Origin of the sequence: Intestinimonas sp. UBA1698, assembly GCF_002320075.1 — a bacterium.
Taxonomy (GTDB): Bacteria; Bacillota; Clostridia; order Oscillospirales; family Oscillospiraceae; genus Intestinimonas; species Intestinimonas massiliensis.
The window spans coordinates 1-21,944 of sequence record NZ_DCJO01000037.1; the positions used below are offsets into that span (position 1 = coordinate 1).

Below are 21,944 nucleotides of genomic sequence, written 5' to 3' on the forward strand. Positions count from 1 at the left end.
TCAAGAAGATGTATCCCGAACGAACCTTGACCTTTCCTCGGACGGACCGCACCGCGCCGGGGCATCAGGCGTCGGTCTCCTACATAGCTGTCCTGACCTTTTGATTATGCTGTTTCAATGCTTCTCTCGGGATGCCTTTCCTTACCGTTTCGGCCCCATTTTGACATATCCTTCTCGCCTTACCCTATCTTTTTTCGATTAATTTAATCAAAAATTGCAGGTGCAGGTGTTTAACTTGCACCTGCAACTTTCGAAAACTTTTTGTTTTCCGTCTGTTCTGTGGTATACGCCTCTGGACCTTCTGAAAAAAGTCTGCTACAATATCATTGCACCGATTGATTTATTAAAAACAATCGCTTTTATTGGAAAGGCAGGTAAGACCTATGGCGGGAAAGATCTCCCATGCCTTCCGCCCCGATATCCGGGTCCGCCTGATCGACGCGCGCCCTTTCTTTGGACCCGGGACCTCAGCCCTGCTGCGGGCCATCCAGGAGTGCGGCTCGGTGCTGGGGGCCTGTGAAAGACTGGAGCTGTCCTACTCCAAGGGCCGTGCTATCCTCCACTCCGCCGAGCAGGAGCTGGGTTTTCCCCTGGTGCGCCGCACCAAAGGCGGCGTGGGGGGCGGCAGCGCCAGCCTGACCGAGGCAGGCGTCCGGCTGCTAGACAGCTTCGAGCAGTATCAGGCCGATGTGCGCCGCTATGCCCAAGAGCACTTCGACACCCTGCGTACCCAGTTGGAGCATCCGGAATGAGAAAGCTCTATCTGATCCGCCACGGACAGTGCCGGAACGGGGCCCACCGCTGCATCGGCGGCACCGATCTTCCGCTGGACGAGGTGGGGCTGTGCCAAGCTGAGCGTCTGCGGCAGTGGGCACGGTCCAAACCGCTGACCGCAGTGTACACCAGCCCGCTCTCCCGCTGCCGGGAGACCGCCCGCATCCTGTCTGACGGCCGGCTGCCCGTCCACACGGCGGACGGACTGCGGGAGATGGACGGGGGCGTGTGGGAGGGACTGCTCTACGCCGACATCCGGGTCCGCTGGCCGGAGGCCTACGCCGCCAGAGGCGCCCACCTGGGCGCCGTTCCTCCCCCGGGAGGAGAGAGCTTTTCGGCCGCAGGTGCCCGGCTGGGCGGCTGCATCCGAGGCATCCTGGCCCGAACGGAGGGGGATATCGCCTTGATCAGCCACGCAGGCGCCGGGCGGGGCTGGCTGGCCCCCCTGCTGGGGCTGGACCTAGACGACGTGCTGTCCATCCGGCAGCCCTGGGGTGGCATCTCGGAGCTCACTTGGAGCCGCGGCCGTTTCACTGTGGACTGTCTGGGCCTCCAGCCCGACCCCGTCCCCCCGCCCTTCCTGCTGAAAGCCCTGCTGGACCGCCAGGAGGCGCCGCCTGCCGTGCGGACCCACGGGGAGGCCGTGGCCCGGACGGCTCTGGCCCTGGCCGATCCGATCCCAGAGCCGCCAGTGGACCGGCCCCTGCTGGAGGCCGCCTGCCGGCTCCACGACATTGCCAAGGGCTCGCCCGACCACGCCCGGCGCGGGGCCCGGCTGCTGGACGAAGCCGGCTATCCCGCCGTGGCCGCGCTGATCGCCGTCCACCACGACCTGCCGCCGTCGGCCGGGTTGGAGGCCCGGCTGCTGTATCTGGCGGACAAGCTGGTCCAGGGCTCGGAGCCCACCTGCCTGGAGGCTCGCTTTGCCGCTTCCCGAAAAAAATGTGAGACGCCGTCCGCTCGCGCCGCCTGGGAGCGGCGCTACCGAGCCGCCCGGGACATCCTGGACGAATACCAACTAAACTGGGGGCAAACGCAATGAAGCTGCTGAAGACGGAAGAGGCCGTGGGACAGGTGCTGTGCCACGATATCACCCAGATCATCCGGGGCGTCACCAAGGACGCCGTATTCCGCAAGGGCCACATCATCACGCCGGAGGACGTCCCCGTCCTGCTCAGCGTGGGCAAGGAGCACGTCTATATCTGGGAAAAGAATGAGAACATGCTCCACGAGAACGACGCGGCGGAAATCTTGCGCTCCCTGTGCCAGGGCCCCAACATGCATGCCACCGCCCCCAAGGAGGGGAAGATCGAGCTGGTGGCAGATGAGGATGGCCTGCTGCTGGCGGATGTGGAGCGGCTCCGGGCGGTGAACCGCCTGGGCGAGATGATGATTGCCACCCGCAGCTCCGGCTTTCCGGTGAAGCGGGGGGACAAGCTGTGCGGCACCCGGGTCATCCCTCTGGTCATTGAGAAGGAAAAGATGGAGGCAGCCCGGCAGGCGGCGGGGGACGGACCTCTGCTGCGGCTGCTCCCCTTCCGCCCCCGGCGGTACGGTCTGATCATCACCGGAAGCGAGGTGTACCACGGCCGCATTGAGGACACCTTTTCCCCCGTCATCCAGGAAAAGCTGGCGGAATACGGCTGTGAATCGGGCTGGCACGAGGTCCTGGATGACGACCACGTCCAGATCACCGCCGCCGTCAACCGGATGCTGGCCGCGGGGGCGGAGCTGGTGCTGTGCACCGGCGGCATGAGCGTGGACCCGGACGACCGCACTCCCCTGGCCATCAAAAACACCGGGGCGAAGATCGTCAGCTACGGCGCGCCGGTGCTGCCCGGGGCCATGTTTCTGCTGGCTTACACCGCCGACGGCCGCCCCATCTGCGGTCTGCCCGGCTGCGTCATGTACGCCAAGCGGACCATTTTCGACCTGGTGCTGCCCTTCCTGCTGGCCGACGTCCCGGTGACGGCGGAGCACCTGGCGGGGCTGGGGCACGGGGGCCTGTGCCTCAACTGCCCGGAGTGCCGCTTCCCCAACTGCATGTTCGGAAAGGGCGTGTGAGCTATGGCCTTTACCCATATGGACGAAAACGGCAACGCCGTCATGGTGGACGTCAGCGAAAAGGCCGTCACCCAGCGCACTGCCGTGGCCCGGGGGGCCGTCTCCATGAGCCCCGGCTGCTTTGCCATGGTGCGGGACGGCCGGGCCAAAAAGGGCGACGTGCTGGCAGTGGCCCAGGTGGCCGGCATCATGGCGGCCAAGCGGACGGCCGAGCTCATCCCCCTGTGCCATGTGCTGGCTCTGAACAAGACGGCCGTGGAGTTCACCCTCCGCCCGGAGCGCAGCGAGATCGAGGCGGTGTGCACCGTCCGGTGCGACGGCCGGACCGGGGTGGAGATGGAGGCCCTCACCGGGGTCAGCGTGGCGCTGCTGACCATATACGACATGTGTAAGGCGGAGGACCGGGCCATGTGTATCCGGGAGATTCACCTGGTGGAAAAACAGGGCGGCAAAAGCGGCCATTTTATTTATGGACAGGGAGAGGACCACCATGACGGACCAGTGGGGACGGACCATTGACTATCTGCGGGTATCGGTGACGGACCGGTGTAACCTGCGCTGCCGGTACTGCATGCCCCGCGGGGTGGAGCTGTGCTCTCACAGCGACACCCTCCGCTATGAGGAGCTGCTGCGGGTCTGTGCGGCGGCGGTGGCTCTGGGCGTCACCCGGTTTAAGATCACCGGGGGCGAACCGCTGGTCCGCCGGGACTGCGCCGCCTTTCTGGCTCGGCTGAAGGCCCTGCCCGGTGTGGAGCAGGTCACCCTGACCACCAACGCACTGTTGCTGTCCCAGTGCCTGGACGAGCTGGCCGGGGCGGGCGTGGATGGGATCAACATCAGCCTGGATACCCTGGACCCGGAGCGCTACCGCCGGATCACCGGCTTTGACGGTGGGGCGGTGGAGCAGGTCCTGACCGCGCTGGACGACTGCGTGCGCCGGGGCATTCGGACCAAGATCAACGCCGTGCTGCTGCCCGAGACCCGGGACGAGCCGCCGCGGCTGGCCGCGCTGGCCGCCGGGCGGCCGGTGGACGTGCGCTTCATCGAGCTCATGCCCATCGGAGAGGGCCGCGGCCTGGAGGGCGTGTCCCCGGACGAGGCCCTTGCCCGGCTGCGGGCGGTCTGGCCGGATCTGCACCCCACGGACGAGCGCCGGGGCAACGGCCCCGCTCAATACTATGCCGCCGCCGCCCTAGAGGGGCGCATCGGCCTCATCGGCGCGGTGAGCCACGCCTTCTGCGCCGCCTGCAACCGGGTCCGCCTCACCAGCACCGGGGTGCTGAAGCCCTGCCTGTGCTACGAGGAGGGGACCGATCTGCGCTCCCTTCTGCGGGGTGGCTGTACCGACGAGGCGCTGGCCCGTGCCATGGCCGGGGCCATCCGGGGCAAGCCTCCGGCCCACTGCTTCGCCCGGGAGGAGGGCGTCACCGAGCGCCGCGCCATGTTCCAGATAGGAGGATAAACCATGGGAAAGGTTCGAGCCGTCTGCGTCAGCGACGTACGCGGCGTACAGAAGAAGAACGTGGAGCGCGCCTGGTTCGCCACAGAGCACGGCATCCAGGGGGACGCCCACGCCGGGAACTGGCACCGGCAGGTCTCCCTGCTCAGCCAGGAGAGGATCGACGCCTTCAACCAGCGGGGCGCCGGAGTGGTCCCCGGCGCATTTGGCGAGAATCTGGTGGTGGAGGGTATCGACTTCCGCGCCCTGCCGGTGGGCACTCTGCTGCGGTGCGGCGACGTGCTGCTGGAGATGACCCAGATCGGCAAGGAGTGCCACAGCCACTGTGAGATCTATCAAAAGATGGGAGACTGCATCATGCCTCGGGAAGGGGTATTCGCCCGGGTGCTGGAGCCCGGCTCCATCGCCGTGGGGGATGAGATGACCCTCCAGCCCCGCACCGCCCCCCGTCCCTGGCAGGCGGCGGTCATCACCCTGTCGGACAAGGGCGCCCGGGGAGAGCGGGAGGACCGGAGCGGCCCCGTCATCGCCCAGCGCCTGAAGGACAACGGCTATGAGGTCGTGGAGCTGCTCCTGCTCCCCGACGAGGCCACTCCTCTGAAAAACCAGCTCATCCGGCTGTGCGACCAGCGGCAGCTCGATCTGATCCTCACCACCGGGGGCACCGGCTTCGCCCCCCGGGACATCACCCCGGAGGCCACCCTGGCAGTGGCCCACCGGAACGCTCCGGGCATCGCCGAGGCCATCCGCTCCGCCTCCCTGTCCATCACTCCCCGGGCCATGCTGTCCCGGGCGGTGTCGGTCATCCGGGGCAAGACCCTGATCGTCAACCTGCCCGGCAGCCCCAAGGCCTGCATGGAGAGCATGGACGTGTTCCTGGACACCCTGCCCCACGCCCTGGACCTGCTGCGCGGCCGCGTTCAGGACTGTGCCCGCCCGTAACGGGACTCCCTTCGGTCGAAGCGTGTAAATCCACGTTTTGATAGCGGCGCGGCGCCCCTGTGCCGCCGCGCCGCCATCCCATTTTGCGAACAGCAAAAGAAGGAGAATGCAACATGAAACGACTTGGCACCCTACTCCTGGTACTGTCTCTGACCCTGGGCCTAGCCGCCTGCGGCGGCACCGCCTCTTCCCCCAGTCCCTCGGCTGCGCCCACGCCCACCGCTCCCGCGCAATCCCAGCCCGCCGAAGCGGTGGAGCTCATCGTCTTTGCCGCCGCCTCCATGACCGAGACCCTGAATCAGATCGCCGCGCTCTACGCCGACGTGGCCCCCAATGTGAAGCTCACCTTTAACTTTGACTCCTCCGGCACCCTCAAGACCCAGATCGAGGAGGGGGCCGACTGCGACCTCTTCCTCTCCGCCGGACAGAAGCAGATGAACCAGCTTGATGTCACCGCCGACCCCGCCGTCAATGACAAGGGCCTGGACTTCGTGCTGCAGGGCAGCCGGGTAGACCTGCTGGAAAACCGGGTGACCCTCTGCGTGCCCGAGGGCAACCCCGCCGGGATCGAGAGCTATGACGACATGGCCCAGGCCCTGAAGGACGGCGCCATCCTGCTGGCCATGGGCAACTCCGACGTGCCCGTGGGCCAGTACACCCAAAAGATCCTAGCCTACTACGACCTGGACGAGACCGCTTTGGCCGGCGCCGGCGCCATCACCTACTGCACCAACGTCAAGGAGGTCACCACCCAGGTCTCCGAGGGCAGCGTGGACTGCGGCGTCATCTACTGCACCGACGCCTTCTCCGCCGGCCTGACCCCGGTGGCCTACGCCACTGCCGAGATGTGCGGCCAGGTCATCTACCCCGCCGCCGTCCTCAGCGTCAGCCAACATCCCACCGAGGCTCAGGCCTTCCTGGATTACCTCTCCACCCCCGAGGCCATGGCCGTGTTCGAGGCCGTGGGCTTCGCCGCCGCCTGATGCGAGCCATGGACTGGTATCCCCTGTGGAACTCGCTGCGCATCGCCGGTATCAGTTGCGTGCTGGTGTTCTTTCTGGGCATCCTGATCGCCTACTACGCCGCCCGCCTGCCCCGTGGAATCAAGGGTCTGCTGGATGTGGCGCTGACCCTGCCCATGGTGCTGCCCCCCACGGTCTGCGGCTACTTTCTGCTGCTGCTCTTCGGCAACCGGCGGCCCCTGGGCCTGTTTCTGGCCCGGTTCGGCATCAAGTTCGTCATGACCTGGTACGGCGGCGTACTGGCCGCGGCGGTGGTGGCCTTTCCCCTGATGTACCGCACCGCCCGGGGCGCTTTCGAGAGCTTTGACGAGACCCTGGCTTACTCCGGCCAAACCCTGGGGCTGTCCAACTCCTACATCTTCTGGCGCATCCGGATGCCCGCCTGCCGCCAGGGCATCCTGGCCGGTACCGTGCTGGCCTTTGCCCGGGCCCTGGGCGAGTATGGCGCCACCAGCATGCTCATCGGCTATACCCCCGGCAAGACGGCCACCATCTCCACCACGGTCTACCAGCTCTGGCGCACCAACGACGAGGCCGGGGCCTTCACCTGGGTGATGGTCAATCTGGCCATCTCGGCGGCGGTGCTGCTGGTGGTCAATCGGATGGAAAAGCGCAGCGGAACGGGGGTGCGCCGGTGAGCCTTCTGGTGGACATAGAAAAAGACCTGGGAGGCTTCTTCCTCCAGGTCCGGTTCGAATCCGAGGGCGGCGTGCTGGGCCTGCTGGGCCCCTCGGGCAGCGGCAAGAGCATGACCCTCAAGTGCATCGCCGGGATCGAGCGGCCCGACCGGGGGCGCATCGTCCTGGACGGTGAGACTCTGTTCGACAGCGAAAAGCGCATCGACCTGCCTCCTCAGAGGCGTCGGGTGGGCTACCTGTTTCAGAGCTACGCCCTGTTTCCCAATATGACGGTGGCGCAGAATATCCTGTGCGGCCTGTGCCGGGAGCCGGACCGGGACAAAAAGAAGGCTCTGCTCCAGGACGCGGTGGCCATGATGCGGCTGGGGGGGCTGGAGCGGCTTCGGCCCGCCCAGCTCTCCGGCGGGCAGGCGCAGCGGGCGGCCCTGGCCCGCATTCTGGTCAGCCGTCCCAACCTGCTGATGCTGGACGAGCCCTTCTCCGCCCTGGACAGCCATCTGCGCGACCAGCTCCAGCTCCAGACGAAGGCGCTGCTGGCCCAGTTCGGCAAGCCGGTGCTTCTGGTCACCCACAGCCGGGACGAGGCCTACCGCCTGTGCGGTCAGATCGCCGTGGTGGATCAGGGCCGCTTCCTGGCCTTAAAGGAGACCAAGGCCCTCTTTGCCGACCCGGGCAGTGTCCAGGCCGCCCGGCTTACCGGCTGCAAAAACATTGCGGAGGCACGGAAAACCGGGGATTATGAGCTGGAGGTCCCCGCCTGGGGGGTGCGGCTGCGCACCGCTCAGCCGGTGGCCGACGGAGTCCGCGCCGTGGGCATCCGGGCCCACTACTTCAACTCCAGGGCCACACAGAACCGCTACCCCGTCCGCTTTACCGGCGAGATGGAGGAGCCCTTCGAGGTCATCCTCCAGTTCCGGTATGCGGGGCAGGACCCCGCCGCCCCCGACCTGTGGTGGCGCATCCCCAAGGGCCGCCGGCCTCAGGCCCTGCCGGAGGCATTCGGCGTGGCTCCCGCCAACGTCCTGCCCCTTTACGACTGAGGGCCGGAGTTATTTTGTGAGAAGAGAGGTGAGGGCCGTGGAACGGCTGGGCGCTGTCATCCTGGCGGCGGGCCTGTCCTCCCGCATGGGGGAGTTCAAGCCCCTGTTGCCCATCGGCGGCGTGAGCATGATCCGCCGGGTCGTGGACCTGATGCGGGGTGCCGGCGCCGAGACCGTGGTGGTGACCGGCTACCGGCACGAAGCGCTGGAGGCCCATCTGGTGGGCTGCGGCATACGCTTCGTCCACAACCCGGATTACCGGCATACCCAGATGCTGGACTCCCTGCGGCTGGGCCTGGGGGCCCTGTCCGCCGGCTGCGGCCGGTTTCTGCTCTCTCCGGCGGACGTGCCTCTGGTGCGGCCTCGGACTGTCCGGGCTCTGCTGGCGCTGGATGCCCCCTTTGTGCGCCCCTTATACCGGGGCGAGCCGGGGCACCCGGTGGTATTTCGCGCCGGCCTCCTTCCCCTCATCCGCTCCTACAGCGGCTCCGGGGGGCTGGGTGGCCTGGTGGAGACCTGCGGCGTACCCGTCCGAGAGCTGGAGGTCGATGACCTGGGGGTCTGCATGGACGGCGACACCCGGGAGCAGTATAACGCCCTGCTGCGGGCTTATCAGGCCATCCAGGACGGGAGGTGCGGCGCATGAAGCAGCGTCTGGTGATTCTGGGCGCGGGTCAGATGGGTCGCGCAGCCGAGGCCCTGCTGGACTGGAATGCATTCTGTCTGTGCGCCTTCGGCGACAATTTCTCCGGCGCCTGGGACCCCGCAGCCCGTCCGCCCGTTCTGCCCGTGAAGGAGGCCCTGTCCGCCGCCCCCGACCTGGTGCTGCTGGGAGTGCTGGATGAGGAGCGAAGCGGTCAGTTGGAGCGGCAGGCCCGCTCGCTGGGCTACCGAGGCGCGTTCCTGCGCCTGAGGGACCTCTATCGCTGTTTTGACATGCGGGGCGCCGTCCTGCGGCGCATGGTCGAACGGCTCCGGGCCGTCCCCGGCGACATGGCCGAGCTGGGGGTCTACCGGGGTGACTTCGCCTGGCAGTTCAACGTCCTGTTCCCCGACCGCAGGCTGTATCTTTTTGATACCTTCCAGGGCTTCGACCCGCGGGATGTGCGGCAGAAGCCCGTCGGGGGCGGCTGCGACCGGCGTCAGGACTTCTCCGACACCAGCGTGGAGGCCGTCCTGGCCCGCCTGCCCCACCCGGAGCAGGCCGTGGTGCGGCGGGGCTGGTTTCCCGATACCGCCCGCGGACTGGAGGCCGTCTTCGCCCTGGTCAGCCTGGACGCCGACCTCTATGCCCCCACCCTGGCGGGGCTGGAGTTCTTCTACCCCCGTCTGAGCCCCGGCGGCGCGATTTTCCTTCACGATTACAACAGCAGGCAGTTTGACGGCGTGAAGGAGGCCGTCCTCGCCTATGAACGGGACCACGGCCCCCTGCCGCTGGTCCCCCTCAGTGACCTGCACGGCACAGCCGTGCTCATCCGGCCTTGAAAGGAGCCTGATCGCCCATGAGAAACTTATTTGCCGCCCTGCGCGACGCCCTGGCCAGCGGCCAGGACGCAGTGCTGGTCACCGTGGTGGCCAGCAGTGGCTCCACCCCACGGGGAGCCGGGGCGCGGATGGTCGTCACCGGACAGGGCCGCCTGTGTGGCACCATCGGCGGCGGCGCGGTGGAATACCGCAGTCAGCAGGTGGCCCAGGAGCTCCTCCGGACGGGCGGCGCCCACCTTGAGCACTTCCGGCTGCATGAAAACCAGGTCCAGGATCTGGGCATGATCTGCGGCGGCGCAGTGGACGTGTACTTCCGCCACATTCCGGCCTGGGATGCGGATACGCTGGCGCTGGTCGGACACATGGAATCCCTCTACCGCGCCGGGGAGCCCGCCTGGCTGATCTGTGAGATCACCGGCGGGTGCGGCGGGGCCATGGGGATCTACGGCGGGAAGAGCGGCGTCTTCGGCCTCTCCCTCCCCTCAGCCCTCACCGGCGCTTTGGGCGGCAAGCCCTGCCAGCTCACCGACGGCGGCCGGACCTACTACTGCGAGCCCCTCTTCCGGGCGGGCCGGGTGTATGTCTTCGGCGGCGGCCACGTCTCCCAGGCCCTGGTGCCCGCCCTGACTGCGGTGGACTTCCGCTGCGTGGTGCTGGAGGACCGGCCGGAGTTCTGCCGCCCGGAGCTCTTCCCCGGCGTGGAGGAGACCCGGCTGGTGGACAACGCCCGGCTGGCCGACTTCGTCACCGTGGAGGAGCGTGATTATGTAGTGGTCATGACCCGGGGCCACAAGGACGACCAGGCGGTCCAGGCCCAGATGCTGCGCACCCCCGCCCACTATATCGGCGTCATCGGCAGCCGCCGCAAGACTGCCGGGGTCTTTGCCCGCCTGCGGGAGGAGGGCTTCACCGATGCCGACCTGGCGCGCATCACCACCCCCATCGGCCTGGATATCAAGGCCGAGACCCCGGCGGAGATCGCGGTGAGTATCGCCGCCCAGCTCATCCAGGTCCGGGCCGAACGCGCCGGGCACTGAGACGCCCCCCCCTTCCGGGGGTCTGTATGGACGCACCCCGCCCGGGGAAGAATACGAGGGGCCGCACGCGGTGTGGCCCCTCGTATTCTTCTTTTTTAGGGGGCGATCCCATGACCGATGCACAGGCCCGGGCCCAGGCCGCCCGGCAGCAATGGCTGCTCTACTACAACCGCACCCTGCTGGAACAGGGTCTCATCAGCCGGCGGGCCCATGACCGGATGCTTCTGAAGATCCGGGGCCGCTTCGCCGCTCCGCCGGGCCGGGAGCCCTAGGAGCAGAACCGGTGTTTCCCGATGATCTTGATGAGGGGCCTGGACCAGATCCAGGCGCTGGTGGCGGTGTTGGGATTGAAATAATAGATGGCGCCGCCGCTGGGGTCGGCCCCGTTCATGGCGTCCCGGGCGGCCCGGACGGCTGAGTCGGCCACCGGCTGATCGAACTGCCCGTCCAGCATGCAGCTAAAGGCCCCCGGCTGATAGACCACCCCGGCGATGGTGTTGGGGAAGGAGGGGTGCCCCACCCGGTTGAGGATGACCGCACCTACCGCCACCTGGCCGCTGTAGGGCTCGCCCCGGGCCTCGGCGGAGATGACCCGGGCCAGCAGATCCACGCTGCCGCTCTGGGCGGCGGAGCCGCCGGAGGGGGCGCTGTCCTGCATTCCCAGGGCCGCCAGGGTGGCGGAGCCCACGACGCCGTCCGCCGCCAGGCCGTTTTTCCGCTGGAAATCCTTGACGGCCGCGGCGGTCTTGGAGCCGTAGATGCCGTCCACCGGGCCGTCGAAATAGCCCCAGCGCACCAGCTTTTGCTGGATCGTGCGCACGGCCTCGCCCGATGAGCCCTGCCGGTAGGTGGCCGCCTGGGCGCTCTGGGCCAGGGTAATGATCAGGATGTTCAGGGCAAAGATCAGCGCCAGGGCCAGCAGGAGCTGTTTTCGGTGTTTCTGCATGGGGTCGCCGCCTCCTTGAAAATGTTCAAGGCTAGTTTACGACGGCGCCGTCTTTCCTATGCAAGGCGAATAATGGCAGGGAAAAAGGGCCATACTGGTAACCGAAACATGGATCGGAGAGGATGTGTTGCGGCATGGTAAAGGGTGTGACCCGGCAGGTCATCGTGGTCAAGTCCCCGGACCCGAAGCTGTTCGAACAGGCGATTTTCATCATGCGGGAGGACGCCTTCGTGGAGGGCGTCTCCGCCGACCAGGTCATTCAGGAGGCCCAGCAGGTGGCCAAGAGCTACGTCAAGCAAAACTCCCGGTGGGGCCGCCTGTCCCGGGCCATCCCGGCGCCGGCCTACACGGCGGTGGGGGCTCTGGCGGCCACCGCCCTGTGGAGTCTGGCCATGCTTCTGTAAAAAACGAGCCTCCCGGCGCGCCGGGAGGCTCGTTTTCTTTCCTTACAGCTCTTTGACCTTTTCCTTGAGGAAGCCCCGCAGCCACTCCCCCGTCTCCGGATGGGCCAGAGAGAAGTCCACCGTGGCCTCCAAAAAGCCCTTCAGGTTGCCGGTGTCGTACCGCTTGCCCTCAAAGTCCACGGCCACCATCTTGTCCCGGCGGCACAGCGCCTTCAGCCCGTCGGTGAGCTGGATCTCCCCGCCGTAGCCCGGCTCCAAGTCCTCCAGGATATTGAAGATACCGGGCCTCAGCACATAGCGCCCCAGGATGGCGTAGTGGGAGAAGATCTGTTCGGGCCGGGGCTTTTCCACCATGTCGGAGACGGCAAAGACCCGCTCCTCCAGCGGACTGATCTGGACGGAGGAGTACTTGGCGATGGCGTCGGTGGACACCTGCTGCACCCCCACGCAGGAGGCGTCATACTTCTCCGCGGCGGCGATGAGCTGGCCGATAACGGGAGTCCGGGCCCGCATAATGTCGTCGCCCAGCAGCACGGCAAAGGGTTCGTCCCCCACGAAGCGCTTGGCCCGCCAGATGGCATGGCCCAGGCCCTTCGTCTCCTTTTGCCGGACATAGAAGATGTTGGCCAGGTCGGCGGCCCGGCGGACCTCCTCCAGCTCCCGCTCCTTGCCGGCCCGCTCCAGGCGCTCCTCCAGCTCGGGGTAGTAGTCGAAGTAGTCGTCCATAGCGGACTTGGCCCGGTTGGTCACCACCAGGATATCCTCGATGCCGGCGTCTACCGCCTCCTCGATGATATACTGGATGACCGGCTTGTCCACCAGGGGGAGCATCTCCTTGGGAACCGTCTTGGTGGCGGGCAGCATCCGGGTCCCCAGCCCGGCGGCGGGGATAACGGCCTTGCGAACTTTCATGGGGACAGCCTCCTGATCGTGAAAAATTATGCCGTTTCCTTCGGAGCAATCATGGGCTTGAAATAGTCCACCCGGGGCAGCAGCTTCAGCAGCAGCATCCCCAGCACATAGCAGGCGCCCAGCTCTCCGACACCCACCGTCAGGCCGTTGTAGAGCCAGGCGGCAGGGAGGGCGGCGGTAAAGCCGGTCTGGGCAAAGGCGATGGTGAAGCCCACCAGCACCGTGTTGCACACCACGGGGGGCAGGGGGGCCAGCCAGCGGCGCTTCACCCGGCTGGTCCACACGGCGGCGATAAGGGTGGCCAGGGAGCCCACCACGATGTCCAGCGGTCCATAAGGGCTGAGCAGATTGGCCGCCAGGCAGCCCACGAAGAGCCCCGGCGCCGTGGCCGGGAACAGAAAGGGCAGCACGCACAGCGCCTCGGAAAAGCGGAGCTGGATGGGTCCATAGGTCAGGCCGAAGACGTTGCCAAAATAGCTCATTACGGCGTAGAGGGCGGCCACCATGGCCGCCAGGGTCAGATCCTTGGTCGTAAACTTGCGCATGACAAAATAACCTCCATTTTTTGTTTAGAGTACGCGCGCCAACGCACAGCGGCACAGGTTCCTTTCCCCGGGAGTAGGACGCTCAGGCTCCCGGACGGCTCACTCTGTGCCGGTTGGACTGGTTGGGGAAACCGGTCGGAGGTATTGTATCATCTTTTTTCTGAAAAGTAAAGCCGGCGGCCTTGCCGCCTTTCCTCAACATCAATCTTGACAAATTGCGGTCAAACGATTAGTATGTTAGGAACCTAACATTGTGGAGGTGATTCCCATCGACCGACAAAATTCCATCAGCTTTACCATCCGTGGACTATCCAATCTGCTGCGGCGTAAGATGATGGAGGTGGCCCCGCCCCCGGAGGACCGGCACGGGACCACGGAGACGGAGGGGCAGATCATGGGCTTTCTCTGCGACCATCCGGATCGGGCGCTGTACCAGCGGGATGTGGAGGAGGCCTTCTGCATCCGCCGCTCCACGGCCTGCCGGTTTCTCCAGAACCTGGAGCGGGACGGGATGCTGGCGCGGCGGAGCGTGCCCCAGGACGCCCGGCTGAAGAAGCTGGTCCCCACCGCCAAGGCGCTGGCGCTCCATGCGGAGATCGAGTCTAAGGCCCGGATGATTGAGGACCTGATGACCCGTGACCTGACCCAGGAGGAGATCGCCCAGTTTCTCGCCATCGCCTGGAAAATACAGCGAAACCTCCGCCAGTGAGCCGCCGGGATGGTCTACACCCGGCTCACCGGCGACGTGCGGTTCTTCGACGTGGACTTCGAGTACGAGGAGGGCAAGCCCATCCTCCACGACGTCATCTTCTACGCCAAGCCCGGGCAGAAGCTGGCCTTCGTGGGGGCCACCGGCGCGGGCAAGACCACCATCACCAACCTCATCAACCGCTTTTACGACATTGCCGGCGGCAAGATCCGCTACGACGGCATCAACAGGGCCGCCGGACAGATTGTCCGGCGGCCCTTCTGCATATGCTTCCTCAGTCAGTCCGCGGGTACCAGTTCCACGGTGTAGCCCAGCTCGCGCAGGCCGGAGACGATACCGCCCGGGTCCACCATGTGGCCCGCGCCCACGGCCAGGAAGAAGGTATTCTCCCCCTCGGTCTCCAGGTACTCCGCCGCCGCGGCGATCATGCCGGGGTCCCGCTCGGTAAACAGTTTGGAATTGAGCTCGTCGTCGCTGTTGAGGATGGCCTCCTTGCCGTAGACCTCCGCCAGGGCGTTGGGGTCCCGGTCCTTCCAGGCGTCAAACATGGCGGCAATCTGCTCCTGCTGGGCCTGGGCCAGCGCCTGGGCCTCCTCGCTGGCCGTCTCGCCGTTGAGCATCCCCTCGTACCCGGCCAGGCTGGCGTCCAGATAGGCCTCCTGATACTCGGCGGACAGGCTGTCGAAGATGCCGCCCTGGAAGGCGTAGGTCTCCACCGAGTCGATGGTCTTGCCCGCGTTCACCGCGTAGGCGTTGATATACATATCAATGGCCATGGCGTTGGTGCCGGTGGTGTCGTCCTGGAGGCTCAGGACGCCGAAGGTGGAGGCCAGGGCCCAGGGCTTATATGCGTCAAGGCCGTTGGGCTCCATGCCCAGGCTCTCCGCCGCCGCCTGTACCCGCGCGTACAGCTCGGGGCTGATGTGGTCGGCCAGGGTGGTGCCGTCGGAGTATACCTGGAGCTGGGCCAGCAGGGCCATGCCCTCCTGGTCGTTGAGATCCAGCTCGAAGCTCACCACCTGGGAGGCGTCCAGGGCGTCCCGCACCGACTTGTGCAGGGGATAGACGTTGCTGCGGTCCATATGGATGGTGCCCAACAGATAGAGGGTGTTGTCTCCGTTGACGGCCTTCCACAGCAGTCCCTTGGAGCCGGCGCCGTTGGCGTCATAGAGGGCGAGGATCAGCCGGTCGGCCATGACCATGGCCTCCTGATAGGTACAGGTGCGCTCCAGGGCCAGGTCGGCTCCGGTGCCCTTCACTACGCCCAGGCCGGACAGGAAGGGGACGGGGCCCTCCTCCACACCGGGAAACGCATAGGCCGCCGCCTCTTGGTACAGGGCGTTGAGCACCCCGCCCCGGGTGGTGTCGATCACCACCGGCGTCCCGCTCTCCCCGGCCGCCCGGGCGGGCAGACCCAGCAGCGCCAGCTTGTCCGCCACAATGCCGGTCATATGCTCCAACTGTTCGTCCGTCACCGGGTCGAGCAGGTAGGTGGAATAGAAATCATCCAGCAGGCCCATGGCGTAGCTGTCCGCTACGGTATCGTAGGCCCAGGGGGAGATCTCCTGTATCCGGGTCTCTTCTCCCTCCGCCGCCAGAGCGGCCGGAGAGGCCAGCAGGCCCAGCACTAGCGTCAGGGCCAAAAGTCGTTTTTTCATATGCTTTCCTCCTTTTCTTGTAAAGCCATTGTATGAGCGGGCGGACGGTCTGTCAAAGGGTTGGTCCAATTTTTAAGGAAACCTTAATTTTTCCCGAAAACAGACCGCCCGCCGGGTTCCCCCGGCGGGCGGTCCAACCTCTCTCATCTCTCTTGCAGGCTTGATTACTCCTCGCCCGCCATGGCCTTGGCCTCGGCAATGGCCTTCTCCTGAGCCGCGGGGGGCGCCTCCTCGTAGCGCACGAAATGGAACACAAAGGAGCCCCGGCCCTGGGTCATGGAGCGCAGGTCGATGGCATAGCGGGTCATCTCGGCCATAGGCACCTCGGCCTCCACGATCTGGTTGCCCTCATGGTCGGGATTCATACCCATGACCCGACCCCGGCGCTTGTTCAGGTCGCCGATGATGTCGCCCATGTAGTTGTCGGGAATGGTGACCTTCAACTCGCCGATGGGCTCCAGCAGGACGGGGGATGCCTGAGGCATACCGGTCTTGTAGGCGATCTGCACGGCGGTCTTGAAGGCCATTTCGGAGGAGTCCACCGGGTGATAGGAGCCGTCGAACAGGGTGGCCTTCAGGTTGACCACCGGGTAGCCCGCCAGCACGCCCTTGGTGACGGCCTCGCGCAGGCCCTTCTCCACGGCGGGAAAATAGTTCTTGGGCACGGAGCCGCCCACGACCTCCTCGCAGAACTCCAGTTCCTCCTGCTCGCCGGGCTCGAAGCGCATCCACACGTCGCCGAACTGGCCGTGGCCGCCGGTCTGCTTCTTGTGACGGCCCTGGACCTCCACCTTTTTGCGGATTTTCTCGCGGTAGGGCACCCGGGGCTCGGTGAGCTCGGCGTCCACGCCGAAGCGGCTCTTGAGCCGGGAGAGGATGACGTCCATCTGCATGTCGCCGGTGCCGGAGACCACCATCTGGTGGGTCTCGGCGTTGTTGACCCAGTTGAAGGTCTGGTCCTCTTCGTTGAGGCGGGTCAGGCCACTGGCGATCTTATCCTCCTGGCCCTTGGTCTTGGGCAGGATGGCCACGGAATAGCAGGGCTCGGGGAAGCCGATCCCCTCCAGCTTGACCACGTTGCGGGCGTCGCAGAGGGTGTCGCCGGTCTTGACCTTGTCCATCTTGCCGATGGCGCCGATGTCGCCGCAGGAGAGCTTCTTGACCTCCTCGGTCTTTTTGCCCTTGATGAGATACAGGCGCCCCAGCTTTTCCGGATTGCCGGTGCGGGCGTTGACCATGGGCATGTCGGCTTCGATGGTGCCGGAGACCACCTTGACGTAGGAGTACTTTCCGTACTGGTCGGAGACGGTCTTCCATACGAAGGCGGCGGGCACGGCGCCGGGGGAGACGGCGAACTCCACCATCTCGCCGTGGTCGTCCTCGCCCATCTCGGCGGGGCCCTCCAGGGGATTGGGGAGCAGGTTGACGATGTTGTCCAGCAGCATCTGGGTGCCCAGGCCGGAGAGAGCGGAGCCGCAGACCACGGGGAAGATGGACAGCTCCTTGACGCCGGTGTGCAGACCCTGGATCATCTCGGCGTAGGTGAACTCCTCGCCGTTGAAGTAGCGCTCCATGAGCTCCTCGCTGGTCTCGGCCACCGACTCCACCAGGGCGGTATAGAGCTCCTCCACCACGTCCTTCTTGTTGTCGGGGATGGGGATCTCGTGGCGCTTGCCGCCCTCGATGTCGTAGGCCCGCTTGTTGAGCACGTCGATGATGCCGATCACCTTCTTGTTCTCGTCCCAGATGGGGGCGACCACGGGAGCCACGTTCTTGCCGAAGCGGTCCCGCAGGGTCTCGAAGGCGGAGTTGTAGTCGGAGTTCTCCTCGTCGGTCTTGGAGATATAGAGGATGCGGGGCAGCTTGCGGGCCTCGCAGTATTTCCACGCCTTTTCGGCGCCCACGCTCATGCCGCCCTTGGCGGAGCAGACGATGACGGCGGAGTCGGCCACCCGCAGGGCCTCCATGACCTCGCCGGAGAAGTCAAAATAGCCCGGTGTGTCCAGGATATTGATCTTGCAGCCCTTGTACTCAATGGGGGCCACCGCAGTGGACAGCGAAATCTGACGGCGAATCTCCTCGGGATCGAAATCACAGACGGTATTTCCGTCGGGCACCTTGCCCAAGCGGTCGGTCCCGCCGGTGGAATACAGCATACTCTCGGCCAGGGAAGTCTTTCCGTTTCCGCCGTGGCCCAACAGACAGACGTTACGGATGTTTTGCGCGGAATAGCTCATAGTGGTTTCCTCTCCTTACTTTTGGAAGATCGAGCGTCGCCTCTTGGAATGCGTCACTGTCTTAGTCATTATATATCAAGAATCGCCGGTTGACAACTGAAAATTTATAAAATTCCGCTACGCCGGCAAAAAACAAAAGCCCCCGGACGGCCTATGGCCGTCCGGGGGCTTTTTCCCGCTCATTCGACGGGGAGATAGCCGAGAACTTTGCCTGTCCCGCTGTCACAGACCACCCGCACGCAGTCATGGCCCGCGGGGTCGCCCAGGGTCACCACCCATTCGGACCCGTCCGGCCCGCCTGAGGTCCTGTCCTCCCAGATCACGTCCGCCAGCTCCGCCTCGTCGATGGCGTCCACTTCCGCCTGTTCCGTGTCCACCGCGTTCTTCCGGTCCAGGTCAGAAGCCGCCAGCCAAGTCCGGCTGTTGTCCACCGCCGCCTGCTCCAGGCCGTCCGCGCCGGAGCCCGCCGTCTGGCTGTACTGGACGGGCAGGTCGCCTCCCGCCGCTCCGACGCCGTTCTTCTCCAGGCCCGGCGCCTCGGCCGGCTCGGGAGCGGGGGCAGCGCTGACCGCCGCGCTCTCCGTCCCGGCCCGATCCATGGCGCCCTCCATGATGGTAAAGGGCTGCCGCTCGGCCTGTCTCTCGTCCTCGGACACATCGGCGTAGGCCGACGGACTGGCCCCCGCCGCAGCCTGAGGGGCCGCAGCGGTGGAATTACCGGACCCGCCGCCGGCAAAATAGCCCAGGCGCGCGGCCATACCGCCCCCCACCGCCACCACGGCAAAGACGGCGGCCAGCGCCGCCCAGGAGCGCCAGGTCCGGTTTTCTCTTTTTTTCGGCGGGAAGGGGACGACCTGCTCCGCCGCGATGCGGTCCATGACCGCCTGATGGAAGCCCGCGGGGACCTCCGCCTCTCCGGGCATCTCCCTCTGGAGCTGCCGGAGCTCCTTCGCCAGCGCCCGGCACTCCGCGCAGGCCGCCAGATGCGCGTCCAGCCTGCGCTGTTCCTCCGGCGTCAACGCGCCGTCCAGGGCGGCGCTGATCCACTCCAGCGCCTGATCGCAGTCACACATTGCAGGTCACCTCCTCTCGCGGCCTTTTCCGCTCGTTTGCTTCCGGGGGCCCCCTACGGTCCCTTCCCTCTTACAGACGCAATTCCGTCCAAAAGGTTCCCCTCGGATTCCAACGCTTTTCGCAGGGCCAGCCGGGCCCGGGCGATGCGGGACTTGACCGTCCCGGGCTCCAGCTCCAGCACCTGGCCGATCTCGGCATAGCTCAGGCCGCTGACCTCACGCATGACCAGCACCTGCCGGTGCTCCTCCGAGAGCCTTTGCAGCCCGTCCCGGATGGCCCGCCGCAGCTCCTGCCGCTCCAGGTGCTGCTCGGGGGTAGAGCGCTGGTCGGGCAGCTCGGCCTGCCGCTCGCACGTCTCGTCGTCCAGGGAGACCGTCATGGACAGGCTCCGCCTTCGCTTCTCCCGGCGGAGAAAGTCGATGCAGGCGTTGGAGGCCAACCGGTAGAGCCAGGTGGCAAAGGAGCTCTCCCCCTGGAACCGATGCAGCCCCCGCCAGGCGTTAAGGAAGGCCTCCTGGGCCAGTTCGGCGGCGTCCTCCGGGCTGCCGGTCATGCGGAGGGCCAGATTATAGATACGCTTTTCGTTGTCGGTAACCAACTGGCCAAAGGCGTCCGGATCGCCTCTTTTGGCCCGTTCCACCAGCTCCTGTTCGGTTGCCATCCGCGTCACCTGCCCTTCCGCGCTCCGTTTTTTACCGCAAATCCCGCTTAATGCCCTCGGTAATTCGATGGATCTCCTCCAGGGTGGACACCTGGCAGATCTGCTCTTTCCAGTAACCCGCATAGGGCACGCCCTTGAGATACCAGGCGTAGTGCTTCCGGGCCTCCAGACAGGCGATGTGCTCTCCCTTGTGGGCGGCGGAGAGCTCAAACTGCCGCACCGCCGTGTCGCACCGCTGGGCCAGGGGGGGCAGGGGGGGGACCTCCCGCCCCTCCAGAGCCGCCTTGGCCTGCTGGAACAGCCAGGGATTGCCGAAACAGCCCCGGCCCACCATGGCCAGGTCGGCCCCGGTGTACTTCAAAATGTGGACGGCGTCCGCGGCGGAGAAAATATCGCCGTTGGCGATGACCGGGATGGTCACCGCCTCCTTGACCGCCCTGATATAGTCCCAGTCGGCCCTTCCGGCGTACATCTGGGACTTGGTCCGGCCGTGGACGGCCACGGCGGCCACCCCAGCCTGCTCCATGGCCCGGGCCAGCTCCACGCAGTTGATGGAGCCCTTATCCCAGCCCAGGCGCATCTTTACGGTGACGGGCCTGCCGCCCGCCCCCCGGACCACCGCCTCAGCCACCCGGACGGCCTTGTCCGGGGTGCGCATCAGCCCCGAGCCGTCCCCGGAATTGGCCACCTTGGGCACCGGGCAGCCCATGTTGATGTCCAGGATGTCGGCGCCGGAGACCTCCCCGGCAATGGCGGCGGCCTCCTGCATACACCCCTCGTCGCTGCCGAAGAGCTGGGCGGCGGCGGGGTGCTCCCCTTCCCCCAGCTTGAGCAGAGGCAGGGACTTCTGATCCTGATAACACAGGGCCTTGGCGGACACCATCTCGGTAACGGTATAGCCCGCCCCCAGCTCCCGGCAGATGGTGCGGAAGGCTAGGTCGGTAACCCCAGCCATAGGGGCCAGGGCCAGTCTGGAATCAATGGTAACGTTGCCTATTTTCACGCTTTCCCTCACAATGTTTCAAATCTCTGCCTATGATACCACAAACCCGGATGTCCGGCAAGTGGCTCGGCCACTCTTCCAAAAAGACCCCCGCGGCCTTGCTTTATCGCAAGGCCGCGGGGCATCTCTTCCATGGCTCGAATTTTGGTGGGCCGTCAGGTGGGGGCCTGGTTGCGGCTGCACAGACACGACAGGCATTGGAAAAGGACCTCCAGATCGCCGGCCGGAATGCCCCGGAGCGCCTCATCCGCTGCCTCGCGCACTGCGGCGGCGGCTTCCGAGCCCAGGCAGCTTCCCCGGATGGTCAAATCGACCCGTCTTTGCCTGCGGTCCTTCCGAAGTAGCCGGCGGGAGACGACCCCCTTCTCCTGGAGCTGCCTCAGATAGTTGGAGACCGCCGAGCTGGTGTAGCCCAGCGCCTCCGAGAGGTTTGCGGGCGTGATTTTTTCTCGTCCCCGCAGGACCCGCAGGATGTTGTACTCGCCCGGGGTAATGCCACAGGCGGCAAGGCGCCCGGCGGCGCGCCGGGTCATAGAGCGCTGCGCCAGTTGAAGCATGTCGTATATGCTGCTCGGCGGCGGCTGGATGCCCCCGCCTTCTGCTGCGGCCCGGCGGCCGCTTTCACAAAGCGCCTGCGTCTGCATCACGCTTTCCTCCTCCCCCCTCCCCCGCTGAAAAACCAGCGCCCCCGCCGCAGACCGTTCCGCAGCAGGGGCGCTTGGCCGGGGACCGTCTCTGCCTACATGCGATAGCGCAAGATCTCACAGACCTCTTTTCTTCTGGGCGGCACGGGTGATCCGTCGGGATAGCCGCAGGCCACCAGGGCGATGATCTCCTCGTCCTCTGGAAGTTCCACCTGGCGGGATACCCCGTCCTCGTCAAAGGACGCCAGAATACAGGTGCCCAGCCCCATGGCATGGGCGGCCAGGCAGATGTTCTGGCACGCGACGCCGGTATCAAACATCTCCCAGGAGGAGCCCTTTGCCGTGGACGTGGTCCCATTCCTCTCATAGCCGGATCGCTTTTTGACAATGGACAGCACCAGCAGCAGAGGTGCATTGCCCACAATGCGGACGTTTTCCGGCGCCACCAGCGTCTCGGCGATGCGTTTGAGTTCGGCCTCGTTCTCCACGGCGGTATAGCGTACCGCCTTGCAGTTGTTCCACGACGGCGCCCAGCGGGCACAGTCGATGAGCTGCTCAATCTCGCTGCGACCCACCTTTTCAGGCTTGAATCGTCGAATACTGCGGCGGCGTCTGATGCACTCTAATACATCCATAAGGGGTCCTCTCCTGTTCTCAAGAAAAAGCTTACTTCATGACCTCGCGTGCGAT

25 protein-coding genes and 1 pseudogene are annotated in these 21,944 nt (G+C 65.8%); 16 read left to right on the forward strand and 10 right to left on the reverse strand.

Translation table 11 applies throughout. The features are described from left to right. The first annotated feature begins 383 nt into the window (after nt 1–383). The 13 genes from B3H64_RS09840 to B3H64_RS09900 all read left to right on the forward strand — a co-directional run bounded on the left by B3H64_RS09840 (nt 384) and on the right by B3H64_RS09900 (nt 10,733). On the forward strand, nt 384–752 hold the full coding sequence (locus B3H64_RS09840; protein WP_286734768.1) for a winged helix-turn-helix domain-containing protein: 369 nt from the start codon (nt 384–386) through the stop codon (nt 750–752). Continuing rightward, a complete protein-coding gene (locus B3H64_RS09845; RefSeq protein ID WP_286734769.1) occupies nt 749–1,816 on the forward strand; it encodes a histidine phosphatase family protein in 1,068 nt (355 codons plus the stop codon). The genes B3H64_RS09840 and B3H64_RS09845 overlap by 4 nt, the downstream gene beginning before the upstream one ends. Further along, nucleotides 1,813–2,838: a molybdopterin-binding protein gene (locus B3H64_RS09850; protein WP_286734770.1), complete on the forward strand. Its 1,026-nt coding sequence runs from the start codon at nt 1,813–1,815 to the stop codon at nt 2,836–2,838. Before B3H64_RS09845 ends, B3H64_RS09850 begins: the two co-directional genes overlap by 4 nt. A gap of 3 nt (nt 2,839–2,841) precedes the next feature. After that, nucleotides 2,842–3,357: a cyclic pyranopterin monophosphate synthase MoaC gene (gene moaC, locus B3H64_RS09855; RefSeq protein WP_050619123.1), complete on the forward strand. Its 516-nt coding sequence runs from the start codon at nt 2,842–2,844 to the stop codon at nt 3,355–3,357. Continuing rightward, entirely contained in the window at nt 3,329–4,300 is a 972-nt protein-coding gene (gene moaA, locus B3H64_RS09860; protein WP_286734771.1) for a GTP 3',8-cyclase MoaA, read from the forward strand. Before moaC ends, moaA begins: the two co-directional genes overlap by 29 nt. A gap of 3 nt (nt 4,301–4,303) precedes the next feature. After that, the gene (locus B3H64_RS09865; RefSeq protein ID WP_286734772.1) at nt 4,304–5,239 is read left to right on the forward strand and encodes an MOSC domain-containing protein; all 936 of its coding nucleotides are present in this window, start codon (nt 4,304–4,306) and stop codon (nt 5,237–5,239) included. 113 nt (nt 5,240–5,352) lie between these two features. Then, nucleotides 5,353–6,222: a molybdate ABC transporter substrate-binding protein gene (gene modA / locus B3H64_RS09870; protein ID WP_286734774.1), complete on the forward strand. Its 870-nt coding sequence runs from the start codon at nt 5,353–5,355 to the stop codon at nt 6,220–6,222. Between the two features lie 8 nt (nt 6,223–6,230). Continuing rightward, nucleotides 6,231–6,899 (forward strand): molybdate ABC transporter permease subunit, encoded by a 669-nt coding sequence (gene modB / locus B3H64_RS09875; protein ID WP_238075231.1) that lies wholly within the window; start codon nt 6,231–6,233, stop codon nt 6,897–6,899. Further along, a complete protein-coding gene (locus tag B3H64_RS09880) occupies nt 6,896–7,939 on the forward strand; it encodes a sulfate/molybdate ABC transporter ATP-binding protein (RefSeq protein WP_286734775.1) in 1,044 nt (347 codons plus the stop codon). The genes modB and B3H64_RS09880 overlap by 4 nt, the downstream gene beginning before the upstream one ends. Before the next feature lie 37 nt (nt 7,940–7,976). Beyond that, nucleotides 7,977–8,585, forward strand: a complete 609-nt coding sequence (locus tag B3H64_RS09885; protein ID WP_050619128.1) for a nucleotidyltransferase family protein — start codon at nt 7,977–7,979, stop codon at nt 8,583–8,585. Further along, nucleotides 8,582–9,424: a TylF/MycF/NovP-related O-methyltransferase gene (locus B3H64_RS09890; RefSeq protein WP_050619129.1), complete on the forward strand. Its 843-nt coding sequence runs from the start codon at nt 8,582–8,584 to the stop codon at nt 9,422–9,424. Before B3H64_RS09885 ends, B3H64_RS09890 begins: the two co-directional genes overlap by 4 nt. Nucleotides 9,425–9,441: 17 nt before the next feature. After that, nucleotides 9,442–10,461 carry a xanthine dehydrogenase accessory protein XdhC gene (gene xdhC / locus B3H64_RS09895; RefSeq protein ID WP_050619130.1) on the forward strand — a complete coding sequence of 340 codons (1,020 nt, stop codon included), beginning with the start codon at nt 9,442–9,444 and terminating at the stop codon, nt 10,459–10,461. Between the two features lie 110 nt (nt 10,462–10,571). Continuing rightward, nucleotides 10,572–10,733 (forward strand): hypothetical protein, encoded by a 162-nt coding sequence (locus B3H64_RS09900; protein ID WP_154666699.1) that lies wholly within the window; start codon nt 10,572–10,574, stop codon nt 10,731–10,733. Here B3H64_RS09900 and sleB read toward each other — a convergent pair. Beyond that, nucleotides 10,730–11,407, reverse strand: a complete 678-nt coding sequence (sleB, locus tag B3H64_RS09905) for a spore cortex-lytic enzyme (RefSeq protein WP_050619131.1) — start codon at nt 11,405–11,407, stop codon at nt 10,730–10,732. The genes B3H64_RS09900 and sleB overlap by 4 nt on opposite strands. Before the next feature lie 134 nt (nt 11,408–11,541). Between sleB and B3H64_RS09910 the strand changes: the two genes are divergently transcribed. Beyond that, nucleotides 11,542–11,811, forward strand: coding sequence for a hypothetical protein (locus B3H64_RS09910; RefSeq protein ID WP_050619132.1), 270 nt, complete (start codon nt 11,542–11,544; stop codon nt 11,809–11,811). Nucleotides 11,812–11,853: 42 nt separating this feature from the next. Here B3H64_RS09910 and galU read toward each other — a convergent pair whose 3' ends face one another. Continuing rightward, on the reverse strand, nt 11,854–12,723 hold the full coding sequence (gene galU, locus B3H64_RS09915; protein ID WP_050619133.1) for a UTP--glucose-1-phosphate uridylyltransferase GalU: 870 nt from the start codon (nt 12,721–12,723) through the stop codon (nt 11,854–11,856). Between the two features lie 26 nt (nt 12,724–12,749). Continuing rightward, the gene (locus tag B3H64_RS09920) at nt 12,750–13,268 is read right to left on the reverse strand and encodes a QueT transporter family protein (RefSeq protein WP_050619134.1); all 519 of its coding nucleotides are present in this window, start codon (nt 13,266–13,268) and stop codon (nt 12,750–12,752) included. A gap of 253 nt (nt 13,269–13,521) precedes the next feature. On the opposite strand from B3H64_RS09920, the gene B3H64_RS09925 reads away from it, so the two are divergent. Both B3H64_RS09925 and B3H64_RS09930 read left to right on the forward strand, forming a co-directional pair. Beyond that, nucleotides 13,522–13,977 (forward strand): MarR family winged helix-turn-helix transcriptional regulator, encoded by a 456-nt coding sequence (locus B3H64_RS09925; protein WP_286734780.1) that lies wholly within the window; start codon nt 13,522–13,524, stop codon nt 13,975–13,977. A gap of 9 nt (nt 13,978–13,986) precedes the next feature. Further along, nucleotides 13,987–14,205: pseudogene (locus tag B3H64_RS09930) on the forward strand (ATP-binding cassette domain-containing protein); the annotation flags it as partial. A 50-nt stretch (nt 14,206–14,255) separates the two neighbouring features. On the opposite strand, the gene B3H64_RS09935 reads toward B3H64_RS09930, so the two are convergent. The 7 genes from B3H64_RS09935 to B3H64_RS09965 all read right to left on the reverse strand — a co-directional run bounded on the left by B3H64_RS09935 (nt 14,256) and on the right by B3H64_RS09965 (nt 21,889). Beyond that, nucleotides 14,256–15,635, reverse strand: coding sequence for a TraB/GumN family protein (locus B3H64_RS09935; protein ID WP_286734782.1), 1,380 nt, complete (start codon nt 15,633–15,635; stop codon nt 14,256–14,258). 164 nt (nt 15,636–15,799) lie between these two features. After that, complete coding sequence (fusA, locus tag B3H64_RS09940; protein ID WP_238075477.1) at nt 15,800–17,872, reverse strand: elongation factor G; 2,073 nt, start codon at nt 17,870–17,872, stop codon at nt 15,800–15,802. A gap of 179 nt (nt 17,873–18,051) precedes the next feature. After that, nucleotides 18,052–18,945 (reverse strand): anti-sigma factor family protein, encoded by an 894-nt coding sequence (locus tag B3H64_RS09945; protein ID WP_286734784.1) that lies wholly within the window; start codon nt 18,943–18,945, stop codon nt 18,052–18,054. A gap of 53 nt (nt 18,946–18,998) precedes the next feature. Continuing rightward, nucleotides 18,999–19,607 carry an RNA polymerase sigma factor gene (locus B3H64_RS09950; RefSeq protein ID WP_286734785.1) on the reverse strand — a complete coding sequence of 203 codons (609 nt, stop codon included), beginning with the start codon at nt 19,605–19,607 and terminating at the stop codon, nt 18,999–19,001. 31 nt (nt 19,608–19,638) lie between these two features. Then, nucleotides 19,639–20,610, reverse strand: coding sequence for a tRNA dihydrouridine synthase DusB (gene dusB / locus B3H64_RS09955; RefSeq protein ID WP_094762508.1), 972 nt, complete (start codon nt 20,608–20,610; stop codon nt 19,639–19,641). Nucleotides 20,611–20,765: 155 nt separating this feature from the next. Beyond that, nucleotides 20,766–21,254, reverse strand: a complete 489-nt coding sequence (locus B3H64_RS09960) for a MarR family winged helix-turn-helix transcriptional regulator (RefSeq protein ID WP_286734787.1) — start codon at nt 21,252–21,254, stop codon at nt 20,766–20,768. A gap of 95 nt (nt 21,255–21,349) precedes the next feature. Beyond that, nucleotides 21,350–21,889: a nitroreductase family protein gene (locus B3H64_RS09965; protein WP_050619141.1), complete on the reverse strand. Its 540-nt coding sequence runs from the start codon at nt 21,887–21,889 to the stop codon at nt 21,350–21,352. Between the last annotated feature and the right edge of the window lie 55 nt (nt 21,890–21,944).